13 protein-coding genes are annotated in these 15469 nt (G+C 69.6%); 8 read left to right on the plus strand and 5 right to left on the minus strand.

Features of this window, described 5'->3' with window-relative positions; genetic code table 11:
• Nucleotides 1-18 precede the first annotated feature (18 nt).
• The 4 genes from C6P64_RS04745 to C6P64_RS04760 all read right to left on the minus strand — a co-directional run bounded on the left by C6P64_RS04745 (nt 19) and on the right by C6P64_RS04760 (nt 4294).
• Nucleotides 19-1320 (minus strand): dicarboxylate/amino acid:cation symporter, encoded by a 1302-nt coding sequence (locus C6P64_RS04745; RefSeq protein ID WP_105747444.1) that lies wholly within the window; start codon nt 1318-1320, stop codon nt 19-21.
• A gap of 275 nt (nt 1321-1595) precedes the next feature.
• Nucleotides 1596-2777 (minus strand): vWA domain-containing protein, encoded by a 1182-nt coding sequence (locus C6P64_RS04750; protein WP_105747445.1) that lies wholly within the window; start codon nt 2775-2777, stop codon nt 1596-1598.
• A gap of 3 nt (nt 2778-2780) precedes the next feature.
• Nucleotides 2781-3401 (minus strand): GNAT family N-acetyltransferase, encoded by a 621-nt coding sequence (locus tag C6P64_RS04755; protein WP_105747446.1) that lies wholly within the window; start codon nt 3399-3401, stop codon nt 2781-2783.
• A gap of 44 nt (nt 3402-3445) precedes the next feature.
• Complete coding sequence (locus tag C6P64_RS04760) at nt 3446-4294, minus strand: AAA family ATPase (protein ID WP_211296796.1); 849 nt, start codon at nt 4292-4294, stop codon at nt 3446-3448.
• A gap of 129 nt (nt 4295-4423) precedes the next feature.
• On the opposite strand from C6P64_RS04760, the gene C6P64_RS04765 reads away from it, so the two are divergent.
• From C6P64_RS04765 to C6P64_RS04775, 3 genes are all read left to right on the plus strand, one after another.
• Nucleotides 4424-6511, plus strand: a complete 2088-nt coding sequence (locus C6P64_RS04765; protein WP_105747447.1) for a TonB-dependent receptor plug domain-containing protein — start codon at nt 4424-4426, stop codon at nt 6509-6511.
• A gap of 165 nt (nt 6512-6676) precedes the next feature.
• Nucleotides 6677-7471: an ABC transporter substrate-binding protein gene (locus C6P64_RS04770; protein WP_105747448.1), complete on the plus strand. Its 795-nt coding sequence runs from the start codon at nt 6677-6679 to the stop codon at nt 7469-7471.
• On the plus strand, nt 7468-8844 hold the full coding sequence (locus C6P64_RS04775) for a GGDEF domain-containing protein (protein WP_105747449.1): 1377 nt from the start codon (nt 7468-7470) through the stop codon (nt 8842-8844). The genes C6P64_RS04770 and C6P64_RS04775 overlap by 4 nt, the downstream gene beginning before the upstream one ends.
• 17 nt (nt 8845-8861) lie before the next feature.
• Here C6P64_RS04775 and argH read toward each other — a convergent pair whose 3' ends face one another.
• On the minus strand, nt 8862-10313 hold the full coding sequence (gene argH, locus C6P64_RS04780) for an argininosuccinate lyase (protein WP_105747450.1): 1452 nt from the start codon (nt 10311-10313) through the stop codon (nt 8862-8864).
• A gap of 145 nt (nt 10314-10458) precedes the next feature.
• Here argH and hemC point away from each other — a divergent pair, with 145 nt between their 5' ends.
• The 5 genes from hemC to C6P64_RS04805 all read left to right on the plus strand — a co-directional run bounded on the left by hemC (nt 10459) and on the right by C6P64_RS04805 (nt 15444).
• On the plus strand, nt 10459-11442 hold the full coding sequence (hemC, locus tag C6P64_RS04785) for a hydroxymethylbilane synthase (RefSeq protein ID WP_105747451.1): 984 nt from the start codon (nt 10459-10461) through the stop codon (nt 11440-11442).
• A complete protein-coding gene (locus C6P64_RS04790) occupies nt 11439-12269 on the plus strand; it encodes a uroporphyrinogen-III synthase (RefSeq protein WP_105747452.1) in 831 nt (276 codons plus the stop codon). The genes hemC and C6P64_RS04790 overlap by 4 nt, the downstream gene beginning before the upstream one ends.
• A gap of 104 nt (nt 12270-12373) precedes the next feature.
• The gene (locus C6P64_RS04795; RefSeq protein WP_245911626.1) at nt 12374-13411 is read left to right on the plus strand and encodes a uroporphyrinogen-III C-methyltransferase; all 1038 of its coding nucleotides are present in this window, start codon (nt 12374-12376) and stop codon (nt 13409-13411) included.
• 11 nt (nt 13412-13422) lie between these two features.
• Nucleotides 13423-14700 (plus strand): heme biosynthesis protein HemY, encoded by a 1278-nt coding sequence (locus C6P64_RS04800; RefSeq protein WP_105747454.1) that lies wholly within the window; start codon nt 13423-13425, stop codon nt 14698-14700.
• Between the two features lie 9 nt (nt 14701-14709).
• Nucleotides 14710-15444: a pseudouridine synthase gene (locus C6P64_RS04805; RefSeq protein WP_105747455.1), complete on the plus strand. Its 735-nt coding sequence runs from the start codon at nt 14710-14712 to the stop codon at nt 15442-15444.
• Nucleotides 15445-15469: the final 25 nt, after the last annotated feature.

The raw sequence follows: 15469 nt of genomic DNA on the forward strand, positions 1-15469 counted from the left end.
GCTGGTCTGGCCCGGGGATCAGGCCCTGGCGACCGCCGGCTCGGCGGGCAGCGGCAGCACCTCGTCGGACTCGGCCAGCTCGGCGCTGACCGGCACGATCGCGTTCTCCCACTTGGCGACCACGGCGGTGGCGATCGAGTTGCCCAGCACGTTGGTCACGGTGCGCGCCATGTCGAGGAAATGGTCGATGCCCAGGATCAGCAGCAGGCCGGCCTCGGGCAGGTTGAACATCGGCAGCACGGCGGCGATCACCACCAGCGAGGCGCGCGGCACGCCGGCGATGCCCTTGGACGAGACCATCAGCACCAGCAGCATCGTGATCTGCTGGCCGATCGACATCTCGATGCCGTAGGCCTGGGCGATGAAGATCGAGACGAAAGCGGTGTTGAGCATCGAGCCGTCGAGGTTGAACGAGTAGCCCAGCGGCAGCACGAAGCCGGTGATGCGGTCCTTGATGCCGAACTTCTCGAGCTGCTCCATCAGCTTCGGATAGGCCGACTCGCTGCTCGCGGTCGAGAAGCCGATCAGCATCGGGCCGCGGATCAGCTTGATCAGGCGGAACACCTCCTTGCCCAGTACCAGGTAGCCGGCGGTGATCAGCACCAGCCACAGCAGCGCCAGCGCCAGGTAGAAATAGGCCATGTAGCGGCCGTAGACCTCGAGCACGCCCAGGCCGTGGATGGTGATGACCGAGGCGACCGCGGCGAACACGCCGACCGGCGCGAAGCGCATCACGTAGTCGGTGACCTGCAGCATCACATGGACGATTTCCTCGCAGGTCTTGACCAGGCCGATCGCGGTCTTGTCATGCAGCTTGCCCAGCGCGATGCCGAAGAACAGCGCGAAGATCAGGATCTGCAGGATCTCGTTGTTGGCCATCGACTCGAAGATGCTCTTCGGGAACACATGGGTGATGAAGTTCTTCAGGTTCAGCGACGAGGTCTTGAGGTCGGTCGTCGCGCTGACGTCGGGCAGCGGCAGCGAGATCGCGTCGCCCGGGCGCAGCAGGTTGGCCATCACCAGGCCGATCAGCAGCGAGAACAGCGAGGCGCCGAGGAACCAGCCCAGCGCCTTGCCGCCGATGCGGCCGACCGCCTTGCCGTCGCCCATGCCGGCCAGGCCGGCGACCAGCGTGCCCAGCACCAGCGGCGCGATGATCATCTTGATCATGCGCAGGAAGATGTCGGTCAGGATCGAGAAATAGCCGGCGATCTCCTTGGCCGCGGCCGCATCGGGCGCCAGTTCATGGCACAGGTAGCCGACGCCGATGCCGGCCAGCAGGGCCAGCAGGATCCAGGTCGTGAGCTTGTTCATTTTCATCGGGACTCCTTGACCGCCCGGAGGGCAGGGCGGTGGCTGTGGTCGAGGGGGCCGGCACCAGCAGGTCAACACCTGTCCGGGCCGGATCTGCCCTTGCAATCGCAGCTTTCGTGCCCGCTTGCCAGGCCCGGGAAAATGAACTTAAGTCATTGATTCATATCAATAAAATTTCCCGGTCGCCGGGCCGTCGTTCGGCTCTCCGTGCGCTGGCCCCTAGCGCTGTTCGGAAAACCGAACGCTTGGCCGGCCGGCGCGCTGCCGGCAGCCGGCCAGGCTCACTTCATGAGCTGGCGCATCGCCTGCTCGAGTCCCTGCAGCGTCAGCGGGTACATGCGCTTGCCCATCAGCTCGCGGATGATCTCCACGCTCTGGCGGTACTGCCAGACGCCCTGCGGCTCCGGGTTGATCCAGGCGCAATGCGGGAAGGCGTCGGTCAGGCGCTGCAGCCATTCGGCGCCGGGCTCGGGGTTGTCGTACTCGACGCTGCCGTGCGGCTGCAGGATCTCGTACGGGCTCATCGTGGCGTCGCCGACGAAGACCAGCTTGTAGTCCTGCTGGTACTTGCGGATCACGTCCCAGGTGTCGAACTTCTCGCCGTGGCGGCGCCGGTTGTTGCGCCACAGGTGGTCGTAGACGCAGTTGTGGAAGTAGAAGAACTCGAGGTGCTTGAACTCGGTCCGGGCGGCCGAGAACAGCTCCTCGACCTGCTTGACATGGTCGTCCATGCTGCCGCCGACATCGAGCAGCAGCAGCACCTTGACGCTGTTGTGCCGCTCCGGCACCAGGCGTAGGTCGAGCCAGCCGGCGTTGGCGGCGGTCGCGCGGATGGTGCCGGGCAGGTCGAGCTCGAGCTCGTTGCCGCTGCGCGCGAACTGGCGCAGTCGGCGCAGCGCGAGCTTGATGTTGCGCGTGCCGAGCTCCTGGCTGTCGTCGTAGTCGCGGTAGGTGCGCTGCTCCCAGACCTTGACCGCGCTGCGGTTCTTGCTCTGGCCGCCGATGCGGATGCCCTGCGGGTTGTGGCCGCCATGGCCAAACGGGCTGGTGCCGCCGGTGCCGATCCACTTGTTGCCGCCCTCGTGCTTTTCCTTCTGCTCCTCGAGCCGTTTCTTGAGCGTTTCCATCAGCAAGTCCCAGTCCAGCCTGGGCGCGTTGGCCTTCTGCTCGGCTGACAGCAGGCGCTCGAGCTCCTGTTTGAGCCAGTCGGCCGGGATCTCGCTCAAGTCCACCCGCTGCTCGACGCCGTGGAAATAGGCGCCAAAGGCGCGGTCGAAGCGGTCGAAATGCTTCTCGTCCTTGACCAGCACGGTGCGCGCGAGGAAGTAGAAGTCGTCGAGCGAGCAGGCCTCGGAGCGCGGGCCGACCACATCGGCCTGCAGGCATTCGAGCAGCGTCAGCAGCTCCTTGACCGAGACCGGCAGCCTGGCCGCGCGCAGCGAGTAGAAGAAGTCGATCAGCATGGCTCAGGCCCGGTATTTGTCGAGCTGGTGGTCGAGGTGGGCGCGCACCGCCGGCCATTCGCTGTCGATGATGCTGTAGACGCAGGTATCGCGCAGCGAGCCGGCGGCGTCGGGGTGCGGGTTGATCTGGTGGTTGCGCAGCACGCCGTCGAGCTTGGCGCCCAGGCGCTCGATGCCGCGCCGGCTGGCCTGGTTGAACCAGTGGGTGCGGAACTCGACCGCGATGCAGTCGAGGTCGTCGAAGGCGTGCGCCAGCAGCAGCCGCTTGCAGCAGCTGTTGACGCCGCTGCGCTGGACCGATTGCCGGTACCAGGTCGAGCCGATCTCGACCCGGCGGTTGACGGCATCGATGTTCATGTAGCTCGTCATGCCGACCGCGCGGCCCGCATGGCGCCCCTCGGTCGCGATCACCACGAACGGCAGCATGCTGCCGCGCGCGTGCAGGCCGAGGCGGCGCCCGATCTCGGCCGCCATGCCGGCGGGCGTCGGGATCGCGGTGTACCAGAGCCGCCAGAGCTCGCCGTCGCCGACCGCCTCGACCAGGTCATCGTGGTGTTCGTGCGACAGCGGCACCAGGCGGGCGTGTCGGCCCTCCAGGATGACGGGGTGGGTGATCGCGCTCATGTCTGGCCTTCGGGTCGAGGTGGCGAAAGGGGCAGCCGGCTGGCTCAGCGGTGGCGCTGGTTCATCATGACCAGCTTCTCGAACAGTGCGATGTCCTGCTCGTTCTTGAGCAGCGCGCCGACCAGCGGCGGCACGGCGATCTGCTGGCCTTCGCCCTGCAGGCGGTGCAGCGGGATCTCCTCGGCCAGCAGCAGCCGAAGCCAATCGATCAGCTCGCTGGTCGAGGGCTTCTTCTTCAGGCCCGGCAGGCTGCGGATGTCGAAGAAGGCCTTCAGCGCCGCGCCCAGCAGCTCGTCGCGCAGGCCGGGGAAATGCACCTCGACGATTTGCTTCATCGTCGCGGCCTCGGGGAACTTGATGTAGTGGAAGAAGCAGCGGCGCAGGAAGGCGTCGGGCAGCTCCTTCTCGTTGTTCGAGGTGATGAAGACCAGCGGCCGGTGCCTGGCCTTGACGAGCTCGCGCGTCTCGTAGCAGTAGAACTCCATCCGGTCGAGCTCGCGCAGCAGGTCGTTCGGGAACTCGATGTCGGCCTTGTCGATCTCGTCGATCAGCAGCGCGACCGGCTGCTCGGCCGTGAAGGCCTGCCACAGCACGCCCTGGACGATGTAGTTGCGGATGTCCTGCACGCGCGGATCGTTGAGCTGGCTGTCGCGCAGCCGGCTGACCGCGTCGTACTCGTACAGGCCTTGCTGCGCCTTGGTGGTCGACTTGATGTGCCACTGCAGCAGCGGCATGCCGAGCGCGGCCGAGACCTCCTCGGCCAGCAGCGTCTTGCCGGTGCCGGGCTCGCCCTTGACCAGCAAGGGGCGCCGCAGCTGCAGCGCGGCATTGACCGCCAGCATCAGGTCCTGGGTGGCGACATAGTTCTCGGTTCCGGTGAATTTTTTCATCATCTGGCTCAAGTCGCGGCTCTCGATCGGAGGAAGTGAATGGAATGGGGGACAGTCTAAGAGGATATTCCATGCCTGGGGGCTGGCGCTGCTTGCCGCCTTGGTGCTGACTGATCCTGGATAATCCCTCCCATGACAGATGAATGGACCGATGCCGGCAGCTGCCAGGGTGAGCTGCCTTCGACACGACGGGCTTCGACCGTCATTCCCGGCCGGGGCCTACCGGCCGCTGCCCGGCTGCAGCTGGCGGCGGCGCTGGCGCTGCTGGCGGCGGGGGCCAGCCCGGCCCGCGCCCAGTCCCTGACCGAGGCCGACTACCTGTCCGAGGTCCCGGTGGTGCTGACCGCCAGCCGCCTGCGGCAGTCGCTGCACGACGTGCCGGGCTCGATGACCGTGATCGACCGCGACCAGATCCGGCGCTGGGGCGCGCGCGACGTGACCGAGCTGTTGCGCCTGGTGCCGGGCTACCTGATCGGCGGCATCAACGGCGCCAACCCGGTCGCGGCCTATCACCTGCCGCTCGACGAGTTCGGCATCCGCAACCTGGTGCTGGTCGACGGCCGCTCGGTCTATTCCTCGACCTTCCTCGGCGATACCCATTACGGCATGATGGAGGTCTCGCCCGACGACATCGAGCGCATCGAGGTCATGCGCGGCGCCAACGCGGCGGCCTATGGCGCCAATGCGATGTTCGGTGTCATCAACATCGTCACCCGCCATGCCTCCGATGCCCAGGGCAGCGAGGTGGCCGTCAACCTCGGCAACGACGGCTTGCGCGATGTCCGCGTGAGCCACGGCTGGGGCGAGGAGCAGCGGGCCTACCGCCTGTCGGCCAGCTCCAAGGCCGACCACGGCTATGCCAATGCCTTCGACGACCGGCGGCTGCGGCTGCTGGACTGGCGCGCCGACATCCGGCCCAGTGGCGACGACGACCTGATGCTCAAGGCCGGTGCCAGCGACCTGCTGACCGGCCGTGGCCTGGCCGGCAACGCGGGCGACCCCGAGCGCAATCTGGAGCGCCGCGCCTGGTACCTGCAGGGGCGCTGGCAGCGCCAGCTGTCGGCCGACGAGCAATGGCAGCTCAGTGCCGACCTGTCGGACGAGCAGATCACCGATGTCTCGCTCGTGCCCTGCGCCTTCCTGCGCAACGGGCGTCCGGCGATCGATCGCTGCATCCTGGACTACGGTGCCAAGGGCCGGCGCGCCAACCTCGAGTTCCAGCATTCGGACAGCCTGGGCCGCGATCTGCGCGCGGTCTGGGGCCTGGGCTGGAAGCAGGAGCAGGCCGAGTCCTTGCCCTACTACAACACCCCAGACAGCGTGGGCTATCGCGAGACCCGGGCCTTCGGCCATCTCGAGTGGCGCCCGACCGAGCGCTGGACCGCCAATGCCGGTCTCTTTGCCGGCCAGCACAGCCGGGTCGGCGACTACCTGGCGCCGCGCCTGATGCTCAACCACCACCTCGGCCCCGACCAGACGCTGCGGTTCGGCATCAACCGCTCGGTGCGCAGCAACAGCCTGCTCGAGCTCGCGGGGGACATGCATTACTACACGCCGGCCGGCGAGCTGGCGGGGCGTGGCTATCTGGGCGGCAACATCCGGCCCGAGGAGCTGCTGAGCCACGAGATCTCCTATCTCGGCAGCTTCCGGCCCTGGCATCTGACCGTCGACCTGCGCGCCTACCGCGAGCATGTCAGCGACTGGGTCGGCGTCATCACCAACCCGAACTATGCCGCGAACAAGGGCAATCCCAACATTCCCCGGCAGCTGTTCGACAATCTGGCCTCCTTCACGCTGCGCGGCATCGAGTACCAGCTGAACTGGTCGCCCGGCAGCGGGACCCAGCTGCAGTGGCAGCAGAATTTCAGCCAGCTCGACTGGTCCGATCCGGCCCGCAATACCAACCAGCCGCCGTCGCGCGCGAGCACCTTGGCCTGGTTGCAGTCGCTGCCGCGCGGCATCGACCTGGCGCTGATGTGGCATGAGCGCGAAGCCATGAGCTGGGCCGGTACTGCGCAGACGCTGCCGAGCAGCCGCCGGCTCGACCTGCGCCTGGCCCATCCGTGGCGGCTCGAGGGCGGACGCAAGGCCGAGGTTGCGCTCACGCTGCAGGCATTGAACGGCGACCAGACCGAGTTCCACTCCTCCCTGACTGGCGGCCGCCTGTACCAGTACCAGTTCGAGCGCCGTGCCTTCCTGACCCTCAAGCTGGAGCATTAACTGGACCGCGCGCGCCGTCACTGCCTGCAGGCGCTGCTCGGTGGCGCCGCCAGCCTGGCCTGGCCCGCGCATCCGGCCCGCGCGGCCGAGGCCGAGGTCTGGGTCGTCCTGTCCGAGTCAGGCGGCGCCTATGCCGAGGCGGTCCGGGCCCTGCAGGAGGCCTGGATGCGCGAATTCCGGCTGACGCTGAACTGGCGCGTCGCGACCTGGTCCGAGCTGGTGCTCGATCCGGAGTCCTTGCCCCAGCTGGTCGTGACCCTGGGAGTCCGGGCCTGCCTCCAGGCGGTCGAGCTGGCCCTGGCCCACCCGGCGCTGGCGCGCGTGCCCCTGATCGCGACCCTGCTGCCGCAGGCCAGCTACCCGGTGTTGGCGGCCAAGGCGCTCGGGCGCCAGTCGGCGGTGTTCATCGACCAGCCGGCCGAGCGCATCGTCAGGCTGTTGCGCCTGGCCCTGCCCGAGCACAAGCGCGTCGGCGTGCTGTTCGGCCCCGACTCGCTGGCGGTCAGGCCGGCACTGGCCCGAGCCCTGGCCGCGCGCGGCCTGACCCTGGTCGAGCAAACCATCCTGAACGGGGAGAAAGGGGTCTATCCGGCCTTGCGTGCCCTGTTCGAAGAAGCCGAGCTGTTGCTGGCACTGCCCGACAAGCTGGTCTACTCCCCTCAGAACATGCCCAACATCCTGTTGGCGGCTTATCGTCAGCGCATTCCCCTGGTCAGCTATTCGGCCGCCCATGTCCGGGCCGGTGCCTTGCTCGCGCTGCATACGGCGCCAGCCGACACGGCCATGCAGATCGCATCCGCCATCCACCAGTGGCTGCTCAGTCGCAAGCTGCCGCCTCCCGCGCCGGCGGATGCCGGCTCGGTCGCCGTCAACGAGCAGGTGGCGCGCTCGCTGGGCCTGTCACTGCCCAGCGCGACCACGCTCGCACTTGCGCTCAAGTCGCGCGGAGTCAACCCATGAGCATCCGCTTTGGCATTCGCATGCGCTTGTTCCTGGCCGCTGCCCTGCCGGCCATCCTGGCCATCCTGGTGCTGCTGCAGGGTTTCCTGACCCGGCACGAGCGCATCCTGACCGAGACCCTGAACGAGCATGCCCAGGGCATGGCCAAGCAGGCGGCGAACGCGGCCGAGTTCGCGCTCTTCGCGGGCAGCCAGTCCGCCTTGCAGCGCCTGGCCGACGGTGCCCGCGCCTCGGACCTGCATGCCGCGGTGGTCTCGTTCTGGACTCCCGAAGGGGAGCTGATCGTGGCCTCCGGCCAGCCGACCCATGGTCGGCGCCTGCCGGTGCTCGAGCCCGGACGGCCGATGCTCGTCAACGGTCGCCTGCTGGCCCGGGTGCCGATCTGGTCGGCCGAATGGACCGAATCCGACCTGTTCAGCGCCGCGGCCCAGCCCATGGTGTCCAGCTCGGACGGGAGGCGGCTGCTCGGTCATGTGCTGGTCGAGCTCGAGCTCGACATCCTGCAGCGCCAGCGTGGCGAACTGCTGGCCTGGGCCCTGGTCGCCACCGGCAGCGGCCTGCTGTTTGCCGGCCTGCTGGCCGCCCTGATCGCTGCCAGCGTGACCCAGCCGCTGGGCCGCATCGGCGTGGTGGTGTCCCAGCTCAGCCGCGGCGTGCTCGGCTCCCGGGTCGATACCCGTCGGGCTGGCGTGCTGCGCCCGCTGGCCGAGGGCATCAACACCATGGCCGCCGGCCTGGCCTCGAACGAGGCCATGCTGCGCGAGCGGGTGGCGCAGGCGACCGAGGAGTTGCGCCAGCAAAAGGAACTGGCCGAGCACAAGGCGCGCACCGACCCGCTGACCGGCCTGCCCAACCGGCGCGCCTTCACCGAGCTGGCCCGGGTCGAGATCGAGCGCGCCCAGCGCTTCGGCCAGCCGCTGGCGCTGATCGCGGTCGACCTCGACCACTTCAAGTCGATCAACGACAACCATGGCCATGCAGTCGGCGATGCGGTGCTGATCGATTTCGCGCACCGGGCCCAGGCCCAGCTGCGCGTCATCGACCAGCTCGCGCGCATCGGCGGCGAGGAGTTCATTGCGCTGCTGCCGGGCACCGATGCCCAGGGCGCCTTCCAGGTTGCCGAGCGCATCCGGGTCTTGCTGGAGCAGCGCGCGCTGGCGGTCCCTGGCGGCACCCTGCGCTATACCTCGAGCTTTGGCGTCGCCGAGATCGAACCCCAGCATCCGGGGCTCGATCGCTGGCTGGCGCGCGCCGATGCCGCGCTCTATGCCGCCAAGCGCAAGGGACGCAACCGGGTCGAGCTGGCGCCGGAGAATCCGGCCGAGCCTTCCCTCCTGCCGCTGGGCCAGTCGCCCCAGCCCCCCCTGGCCTGAAGCGGCCCGGCCAGCGTTCAGGCCAGTCGGGTCTGGTGGCGCAGGATTTGTGCGCGCACCTGGGCCGGCGCGGTGCCGCCAAGCGTGTTGCGCGCGTTCAGGCTGCCGCGCAAGCTGAGGCAGTCGAACACGTCCTTCTCGATCGAGGCGTGGAAGCCCTGCAGCACGGCCAGCGGCAGCTCGGACAGGTCGACGCCATGGGCAGTCGCGGCCTTGACCGCATGGGCCACCGTCTCGTGCGCGTCGCGGAAGGGCACGCCCTTCTTGACCAGGTAGTCGGCCAGGTCGGTCGCGGTCGCGTAGCCCTTCAGCGCGGCCTGCTCCATCGCCTGGGCGTTGACCGTGATGCCGCCAGCCTTGACGCCGGTGGCCGGATCGAGCTGGCCGCCGATCATCTCGGTGAAGATGCGCAGCGTGTCCTTGAGCGTGTCGACGGTGTCGAACAGCGGCTCCTTGTCTTCCTGGTTGTCCTTGTTGTAGGCGAGGGGCTGGCCCTTCATCAGCGTGATCAGGCCCATCAGGTGGCCGACCACGCGGCCGGTCTTGCCGCGCGCGAGCTCGGGCACGTCGGGGTTCTTCTTCTGCGGCATGATCGAGCTGCCGGTGGTGAAGCGGTCTGCAATCTTGATGAAGCCGAAGTTCTGGCTCATCCAGATGATCAGCTCCTCCGACAGGCGGCTGATGTGGATCATGCACAGGCTGGCGGCGGCGCTGAACTCGATCGCGAAGTCGCGGTCGCTGACCGCGTCCAGGCTGTTCTGGCACAGCTCGGCTTCGCCGGCGGCGTTGACCATGCCCAGCGTGCGGGCGACGCGCGCGCGGTCCAGCGGGTAGGTGGTGCCGGCCAGCGCGGCGCTGCCCAGCGGCAGGCGGTTGGTGCGGCGGCGCACGTCCGAGAAGCGCTCGGCGTCGCGTGAGAACATCTCGACATAGGCCAGCAGGTGGTGGCCGAAGCTGACCGGCTGCGCGACCTGCAGGTGGGTGAAGCCCGGCAGGATGACGTCGACGTTCTGCTGCGCGATCTCGACCAGCGCCAGCTGCAGCTCGTTGAGCAGGCCGCCGATGATGTCGATCTCGTCGCGCAGCCACAGCCGCACGTCGGTCGCGACCTGGTCGTTGCGGCTGCGGCCGGTGTGCAGGCGCTTGCCGGCGTCGCCGACCAGCTGGGTCAGGCGCGCCTCGATGTTGAGGTGCACGTCCTCCAGGTCGAGCTTCCACTCGAAGGCGCCGGATTCGATCTCGGCGCGGATCTGGGCCATGCCGCGCTCGATCGAGGCGAAGTCGTCGGCGCTGATGATGCCCTGGGCGGCGAGCATCTCGGCGTGCGCCAGGCTGCCGGTGATGTCGGCCAGCCACAGGCGCTGGTCGAAGAACACGCTGGCGGTGTAGCGCTTGACCAGCTCGCTCATGGGTTCGGAGAACAGGGCCGACCAGGCCTGGGATTTGGTGTCGAGCTGGTTTTGGGACATGGCATGCGCGGCCGGGCTGGAGGCACCGGCAAAAAATGGCTAAAGGCAGGATTTTATCGGCCGGCATGACGACTGTGCCAACTCCCGTCCCGCCGGCCCCCGGACGGATGGGGCGTGCTAGCATCCTTCGGTCAAACGCCTACCGATGACCGACCCCGTGACCGAACTATCTTCCCCACTTTCCCTGACCATCGCCACCCGTGAGAGCCGCCTGGCGCTGTGGCAGGCCGAGCATGTCCAGTCCCTGCTGCGCGCGCGTGGCCATGCCGTCGAACTGCTCGGCATGACGACGCGCGGCGACCAGATCCTGGACCGTTCGCTCAGCAAGGTCGGCGGCAAGGGACTGTTCGTCAAGGAGCTCGAGGTCGCGCTCGAGGAGGGCCGGGCCGACCTGGCGGTGCATTCGCTCAAGGACGTGCCGATGGAGCTGCCCGAGGGCTTCGAGCTGGCCTGCGTGATGGAGCGCGAGGACCCGCGCGATGCCTGGGTCTCCTCGAGCTGCGCCGACCTCGAATCGCTGCCCCTGGGCGCGGTGATCGGCACTTCCAGCCTGCGCCGCGTCGTGCTGCTGCGCGCCGCGCTCGAGCGCCTGGGACGCGGCGACGTGAGGATAGAGCCGCTGCGCGGCAACCTCGACACCCGGCTGCGCAAGCTCGACGAGGGCCACTACCACGCGATCGTGCTGGCGGCAGCCGGCTTGAAGCGGCTGGGCCTGGAGTCGCGCATCCGCAAGATCTTCGAACCCGAGGAAATGCTGCCGGCTGCCGGTCAGGGCGCGCTCGGCATCGAGCTGCGCCAGCAGCGGACCGAGGTCGCCGCCGCGCTGGCGCCGCTGGCGCACCGGCCGACCTGGCTGGCGGTCGCCGCCGAGCGCGCGGTCAGCCGCGCCATGGGAGGCAGCTGCTCGATGCCGCTGGCCGCGCACGCGCGCTGGCAGGGCGAACCGCTGGCATCCGAGCTGCGTCTGGATGCCGCCTGGGGCGACCCGGAAGGCCGCAGTCCGCTGGTCCAGGTCCATGCCGCCGCCAGCGTGAGCGGGCTCGAGGCCGCCGAGGCCCTTGGCCGGCAGGTGGTCGAACTGCTGCGCCAGGGCGGCGCGACCTATTCCACGGAGCCCATCGCGCCATGAAGCGCGCGCTGGTCACCCGGCCGGCCGGCGAGGCGCAGCGCTGGGTGTCGGCCTTGCAGCACCAGGGCTGGCAGGCCCAGGCGCTGCCCCTGATCGAGATCGCGCCCGCCGCCGACTTGCAGCCGCTGCGCCAGGCGCGCGCCCACCTGAATGACTATGACGCCCTGATGTTCGTCAGCGCACCGGCGGTCGAGCAGTTCTTTGCCGACCTGACCGAGCCGCGCCGCGACGCCGCTGATGCCGTTGACACGGCGGACGCCGCAGCCGCGCCGCGACCAGGCCGCTGGCCGCGCTGCTGGGCCCCAGGGCCGGCGACCGCGCGCGCGCTGCTCGCTGCCGGCGTGCCGCCCGAATCCATCGACCAGCCCGATGCCGCCGCCGCGCAGTTCGATTCCGAGTCGCTCTGGCAACGGGTCGCGCCCCAGGTCGGCCCGGCCCATCGCCTGCTGGTCGTGCGTGGCCAGAGCGAGGCCGTGGCCGCCAGCCCGGCCGGCAACGGCCGCGACTGGCTCGCGAGCCAGTGCCGCGGGCAGGGCGGTCGCGTCGACTGGTGCGTGGCCTATCGGCGCCGCGCGCCGGCCTGGAGCGCGGCGCAGCGCGAGCTGGCCCGCTCCGCCAGCCAGGACGGCACGGTCTGGCTGCTCAGCAGCTCCGAGGCGCTCGACAATCTGTCCGCGCTGCTGCCTGGCATCGACTGGTCGCGCGCGCGCGCGCTGGCGACCCATCCGCGCATCGCGCAGTCCGCCGCTCGGCTGGGTTTCGGCCTGGTGCGCACCAGCCGACCCGCGCTCGACGATATGCTGCTCCACCTAGAATCGATGGCGTGACCATGGCCGATCCTGACTTGCCCCCTATCTCCAATCCCGCCGCATCGCCCTCTCCGGCGCCGCCGACACTGTCTGCCCCGCCGCCAGCGCCCGCCGGCGGCCTGATGCCGAAGCTCGCGCTGGGCCTGGCCCTGCTGGCGGCGGCGGCCAGCGCCACGCTCTGGATGCAGTTGCAGGCGGTGCGCAAGGAGCTTGCGCGCCGCAGCTCGGACACCGGAACGGTGGTGGCCGAGGCGCGCGAGCAGGCCGGCCGCGCCGAATCGCTGGTGCAGGACCTGCAGGTCAGGCTGGGCGTGGCCGAGGTCCGCCTGTCCGAGGTCAGCCTGCAGCGCAGCCAGCTCGACGAGCTGATGCTGACGGTCTCGCGCACCCGCGACGACAGCCTGGTGCAGGACCTCGAATCCACCCTGAGGCTGGCCCAGCAGCAGGCCCAGCTGACTGGCAGCGTGCAGCCGCTGATCTCGGCCCTGCAGTCGGCCGACCAGCGCATCGCGCGCACCGCCCAGCCGCGTCTCAATCCGGTCCAGCGCGCCATCGCGCGCGACATCGAGCGCATCCAGGCCGCGGCCCTGGTCGATCTGCCGGCCCTGGCCCAGCGGCTCGACGGACTGATCCGCCAGCTCGACGAGCTGCCGCTGCTCAACGCCGTTGCACCAGCGCAGCCCGAAGAGCGCACCGTTGCTGCCGTGGCCTCCAAGAGCCCAGCCGCCGCTCCCGCGTCACCGGCTGCCGTCGCCGGCGATGCCTCGGCCTGGCAGCGGCTGCAGGCCTGGTGGCTCGACTGGTCGGGCCGCGCCTGGGCCAGCCTGAGCGCGCGTGGCAGCGAACTGGTGCGGGTGCACCGCGTCGACCAGCCCGAGGCCATGCTGCTGGCGCCCGACCAGGAGTATTTCCTGCGCGAGAACGCCAAGCTCAAGCTGCTCAATGTCAGGCTGGCCTTGCTCGCGCGCCAGCTCGGCACGGCCGGCGCCGACCTGCGCGCGCTCGAGGCCATGCTGCAGCGCTACTTCGACGGCCAGGCCAAGTCGACCCAGCTCGCGCTCGAGACCCTGCAGGGCCTGCAGCGCGACCTGAGCCAGAACCAGCTGCCCGATCCCGACGACACGCTGGCGGCGCTGGCTGCCGCGGCCGGCGGACGCTGAAGGGAGGCGAGATGAAAGGGGTGTTTGGCTTCCTGGGTCTGGCCGCGGCCGCGATCGCGCTGGCCCTGCTGGTCGGCTCCAACGATGCGAACCTGACGCTGTTCTGGCAGCCCTATCGCATCGATCTGTCGTTCAACCTGGCCCTGTTCGGCCTGCTGCTGCTGTTCCTGCTGCTGCATGCCGCCTTGCGCGCGCTGGCGCTGCTGCGCAGCCTGCCGCAGCAGGCACAGCGCTGGCGCGTGCTCCAGCTCGAGCGCACCGCGCTGACCTCGGTGCTCGATGCGCTGGCCCAGCATTACGCCGGTCGCTATGTCCGCGCGCAGTCGGCCGCGCGCCTGGCGCTGGCCCAGCTCGAGCAGCTCGGCGACCATCATTTCCCGGGTCGCGAACAGGCCCAGTTGCTGGCCCAGCTGCTGCAGGCCGAAAGCGCGCATGAACTCGGCAATACCGAGGAGCGCGATCGCGCCCTGGCCGCAGCGCTGGCGGGTCCGACTGTCAGCTGGGGCAGCGAGGCGCGCGCGGGGCTGTCGCTGCGCGCGGCCGCCTGGGCGCTCGAGCAGCAGGACGCGACCACTGCCGCGCATTGGCTGGCCGACCTGCCCCAGGGCGTCGCACGTCGCATCCATGCGCTGCGCCTGCGCCTGCGTCTGGCGCGGCTGCAGCAGGACCATCCGGCTGCGATCGAACTGGTGCGGCTGCTCGCCAAGCACCGGGCCTACAGCGCCCAGGCCTCGGCCAGCCTGCTGCGCGGCCTGGTGCAAGACACCCTGCGTGCCGCGCGCGATCCGGCGGCCTTGCTGCAGGCCTGGCGTGCGCTCGGACCGGCCGAGCGGGCCATGCCCGAGCTCGCACTGGCCGCGCTCGAGCAATGGGACCGTGTCAGCGCCGATGGCGATGCCGTCGACGCGCTGCCGGGCGCAAGGCATTGGCTCGAGGAGAGCCTGCAGCTGGGCTGGGGCCGCTATGCCAGCCTGGATGCCGACCTGCAGCGGCGCTGGCTGCTGCGCCTCGAGGCCGAGCTGCCCCGGCTCGGCAGCGACTGGCTGGCCCAGATCGAGCAGGCCCAGCAGCGCCAGCCCGCCGATGCCGGCCTGCAATACCTGGCCGGCCAGGCCTATCTGCAGCGCCAGCTCTGGGGCAAGGCCGCGACCCTGCTGGCCCAGGCCAGTGCGCAGCTGACCGATCCTGAACTGGCACGCCGCTGCTGGCGCAGCCTGGCCCGGCTGGCCGAGCAACGTGGCGATGCCGACGCGGCCCAGGCCGCCTGGAAAAAGGCGGCCCTGCTTTAATCACCCCCTATGCAACTGCAAGAAATCCTCTATTCCCAGGGCTTTGGCACGCGCCGCGTCTGCTGCGGCCTGATCCAGCAAGGCCATGTCGCGGTCGGCAATCCGGCCCAGCTCTGCACCGACGCGACGGCCGACTTCGAGCCCGAAGGCCTCGAGTTCACCATCCAGGGCAAGCCCTGGCAATACCACGAGCATGCCTACCTGATGCTGCACAAGCCGACCGGCCACGAGTGCTCGCAAAAGCCCGGCGCCTGGCCCAGCATCTACACCCTGCTGCCGGCACCGCTGCGCTCGCGGCCCTCGGGCGCGGCCAGCGGGGTGCAGGCGGTGGGCCGGCTCGACCAGGACACCACCGGCTTGCTGCTGCTGTCGGACGACGGCAAGTTCATCCACCGCCTGTCCTCGCCGCGCCACCATGTGCCCAAGGTCTATCTCGCGACCTGCAAGCATCCGGTCACCCAGCAGATGGTCGACAAGCTGCTCGCCGGCGTGGTGCTGGAGGACGACCCCAAGCCGGTCAAGGCCTCGGCCTGCCGCGCGCTCGGCGAGCATGTCCTCGAACTGACCCTGACCGAGGGCAAGTACCACCAGGTCAAGCGCATGGTCGCCGCCGTCAGCAACCGGGTCGAGGCGCTGCACCGCAGCCGCATCGGCGACATCGACCTGCCGGCCGACCTCGCGCCGGGCGAATGGCGCTGGCTGACGGCGGACGAGGTGGCCGGCCTGATCGCGCCGCGCCGCTGACTTCCGGTCCGAGCTTGAATTCCGC

Origin of the sequence: Malikia granosa (genome assembly GCF_002980595.1) — a bacterium.
GTDB classification, from domain to species: Bacteria; Pseudomonadota; Gammaproteobacteria; order Burkholderiales; family Burkholderiaceae_C; genus Malikia; species Malikia granosa.

Bases quoted from the DNA above. Each gene is read 5' to 3' on its own strand.
- C6P64_RS04745 (WP_105747444.1), bottom strand. From the start codon at position 1,320: ATGAAAATGAACAAGCTCACGACCTGGATCCTGCTGGCCCTGCTGGCC.
- C6P64_RS04750 (WP_105747445.1), bottom strand. From the start codon at position 2,777: ATGCTGATCGACTTCTTCTACTCGCTGCGCGCGGCCAGGCTGCCGGTC.
- C6P64_RS04755 (WP_105747446.1), bottom strand. From the start codon at position 3,401: ATGAGCGCGATCACCCACCCCGTCATCCTGGAGGGCCGACACGCCCGC.
- C6P64_RS04760 (WP_211296796.1), bottom strand. From the start codon at position 4,294: ATGATGAAAAAATTCACCGGAACCGAGAACTATGTCGCCACCCAGGAC.
- C6P64_RS04765 (WP_105747447.1), top strand. From the start codon at position 4,424: ATGACAGATGAATGGACCGATGCCGGCAGCTGCCAGGGTGAGCTGCCT.
- C6P64_RS04770 (WP_105747448.1), top strand. From the start codon at position 6,677: ATGCGCGAATTCCGGCTGACGCTGAACTGGCGCGTCGCGACCTGGTCC.
- C6P64_RS04775 (WP_105747449.1), top strand. From the start codon at position 7,468: ATGAGCATCCGCTTTGGCATTCGCATGCGCTTGTTCCTGGCCGCTGCC.
- argH (WP_105747450.1), bottom strand. From the start codon at position 10,313: ATGTCCCAAAACCAGCTCGACACCAAATCCCAGGCCTGGTCGGCCCTG.
- hemC (WP_105747451.1), top strand. From the start codon at position 10,459: ATGACCGACCCCGTGACCGAACTATCTTCCCCACTTTCCCTGACCATC.
- C6P64_RS04790 (WP_105747452.1), top strand. From the start codon at position 11,439: ATGAAGCGCGCGCTGGTCACCCGGCCGGCCGGCGAGGCGCAGCGCTGG.
- C6P64_RS04795 (WP_245911626.1), top strand. From the start codon at position 12,374: ATGCCGAAGCTCGCGCTGGGCCTGGCCCTGCTGGCGGCGGCGGCCAGC.
- C6P64_RS04800 (WP_105747454.1), top strand. From the start codon at position 13,423: ATGAAAGGGGTGTTTGGCTTCCTGGGTCTGGCCGCGGCCGCGATCGCG.
- C6P64_RS04805 (WP_105747455.1), top strand. From the start codon at position 14,710: ATGCAACTGCAAGAAATCCTCTATTCCCAGGGCTTTGGCACGCGCCGC.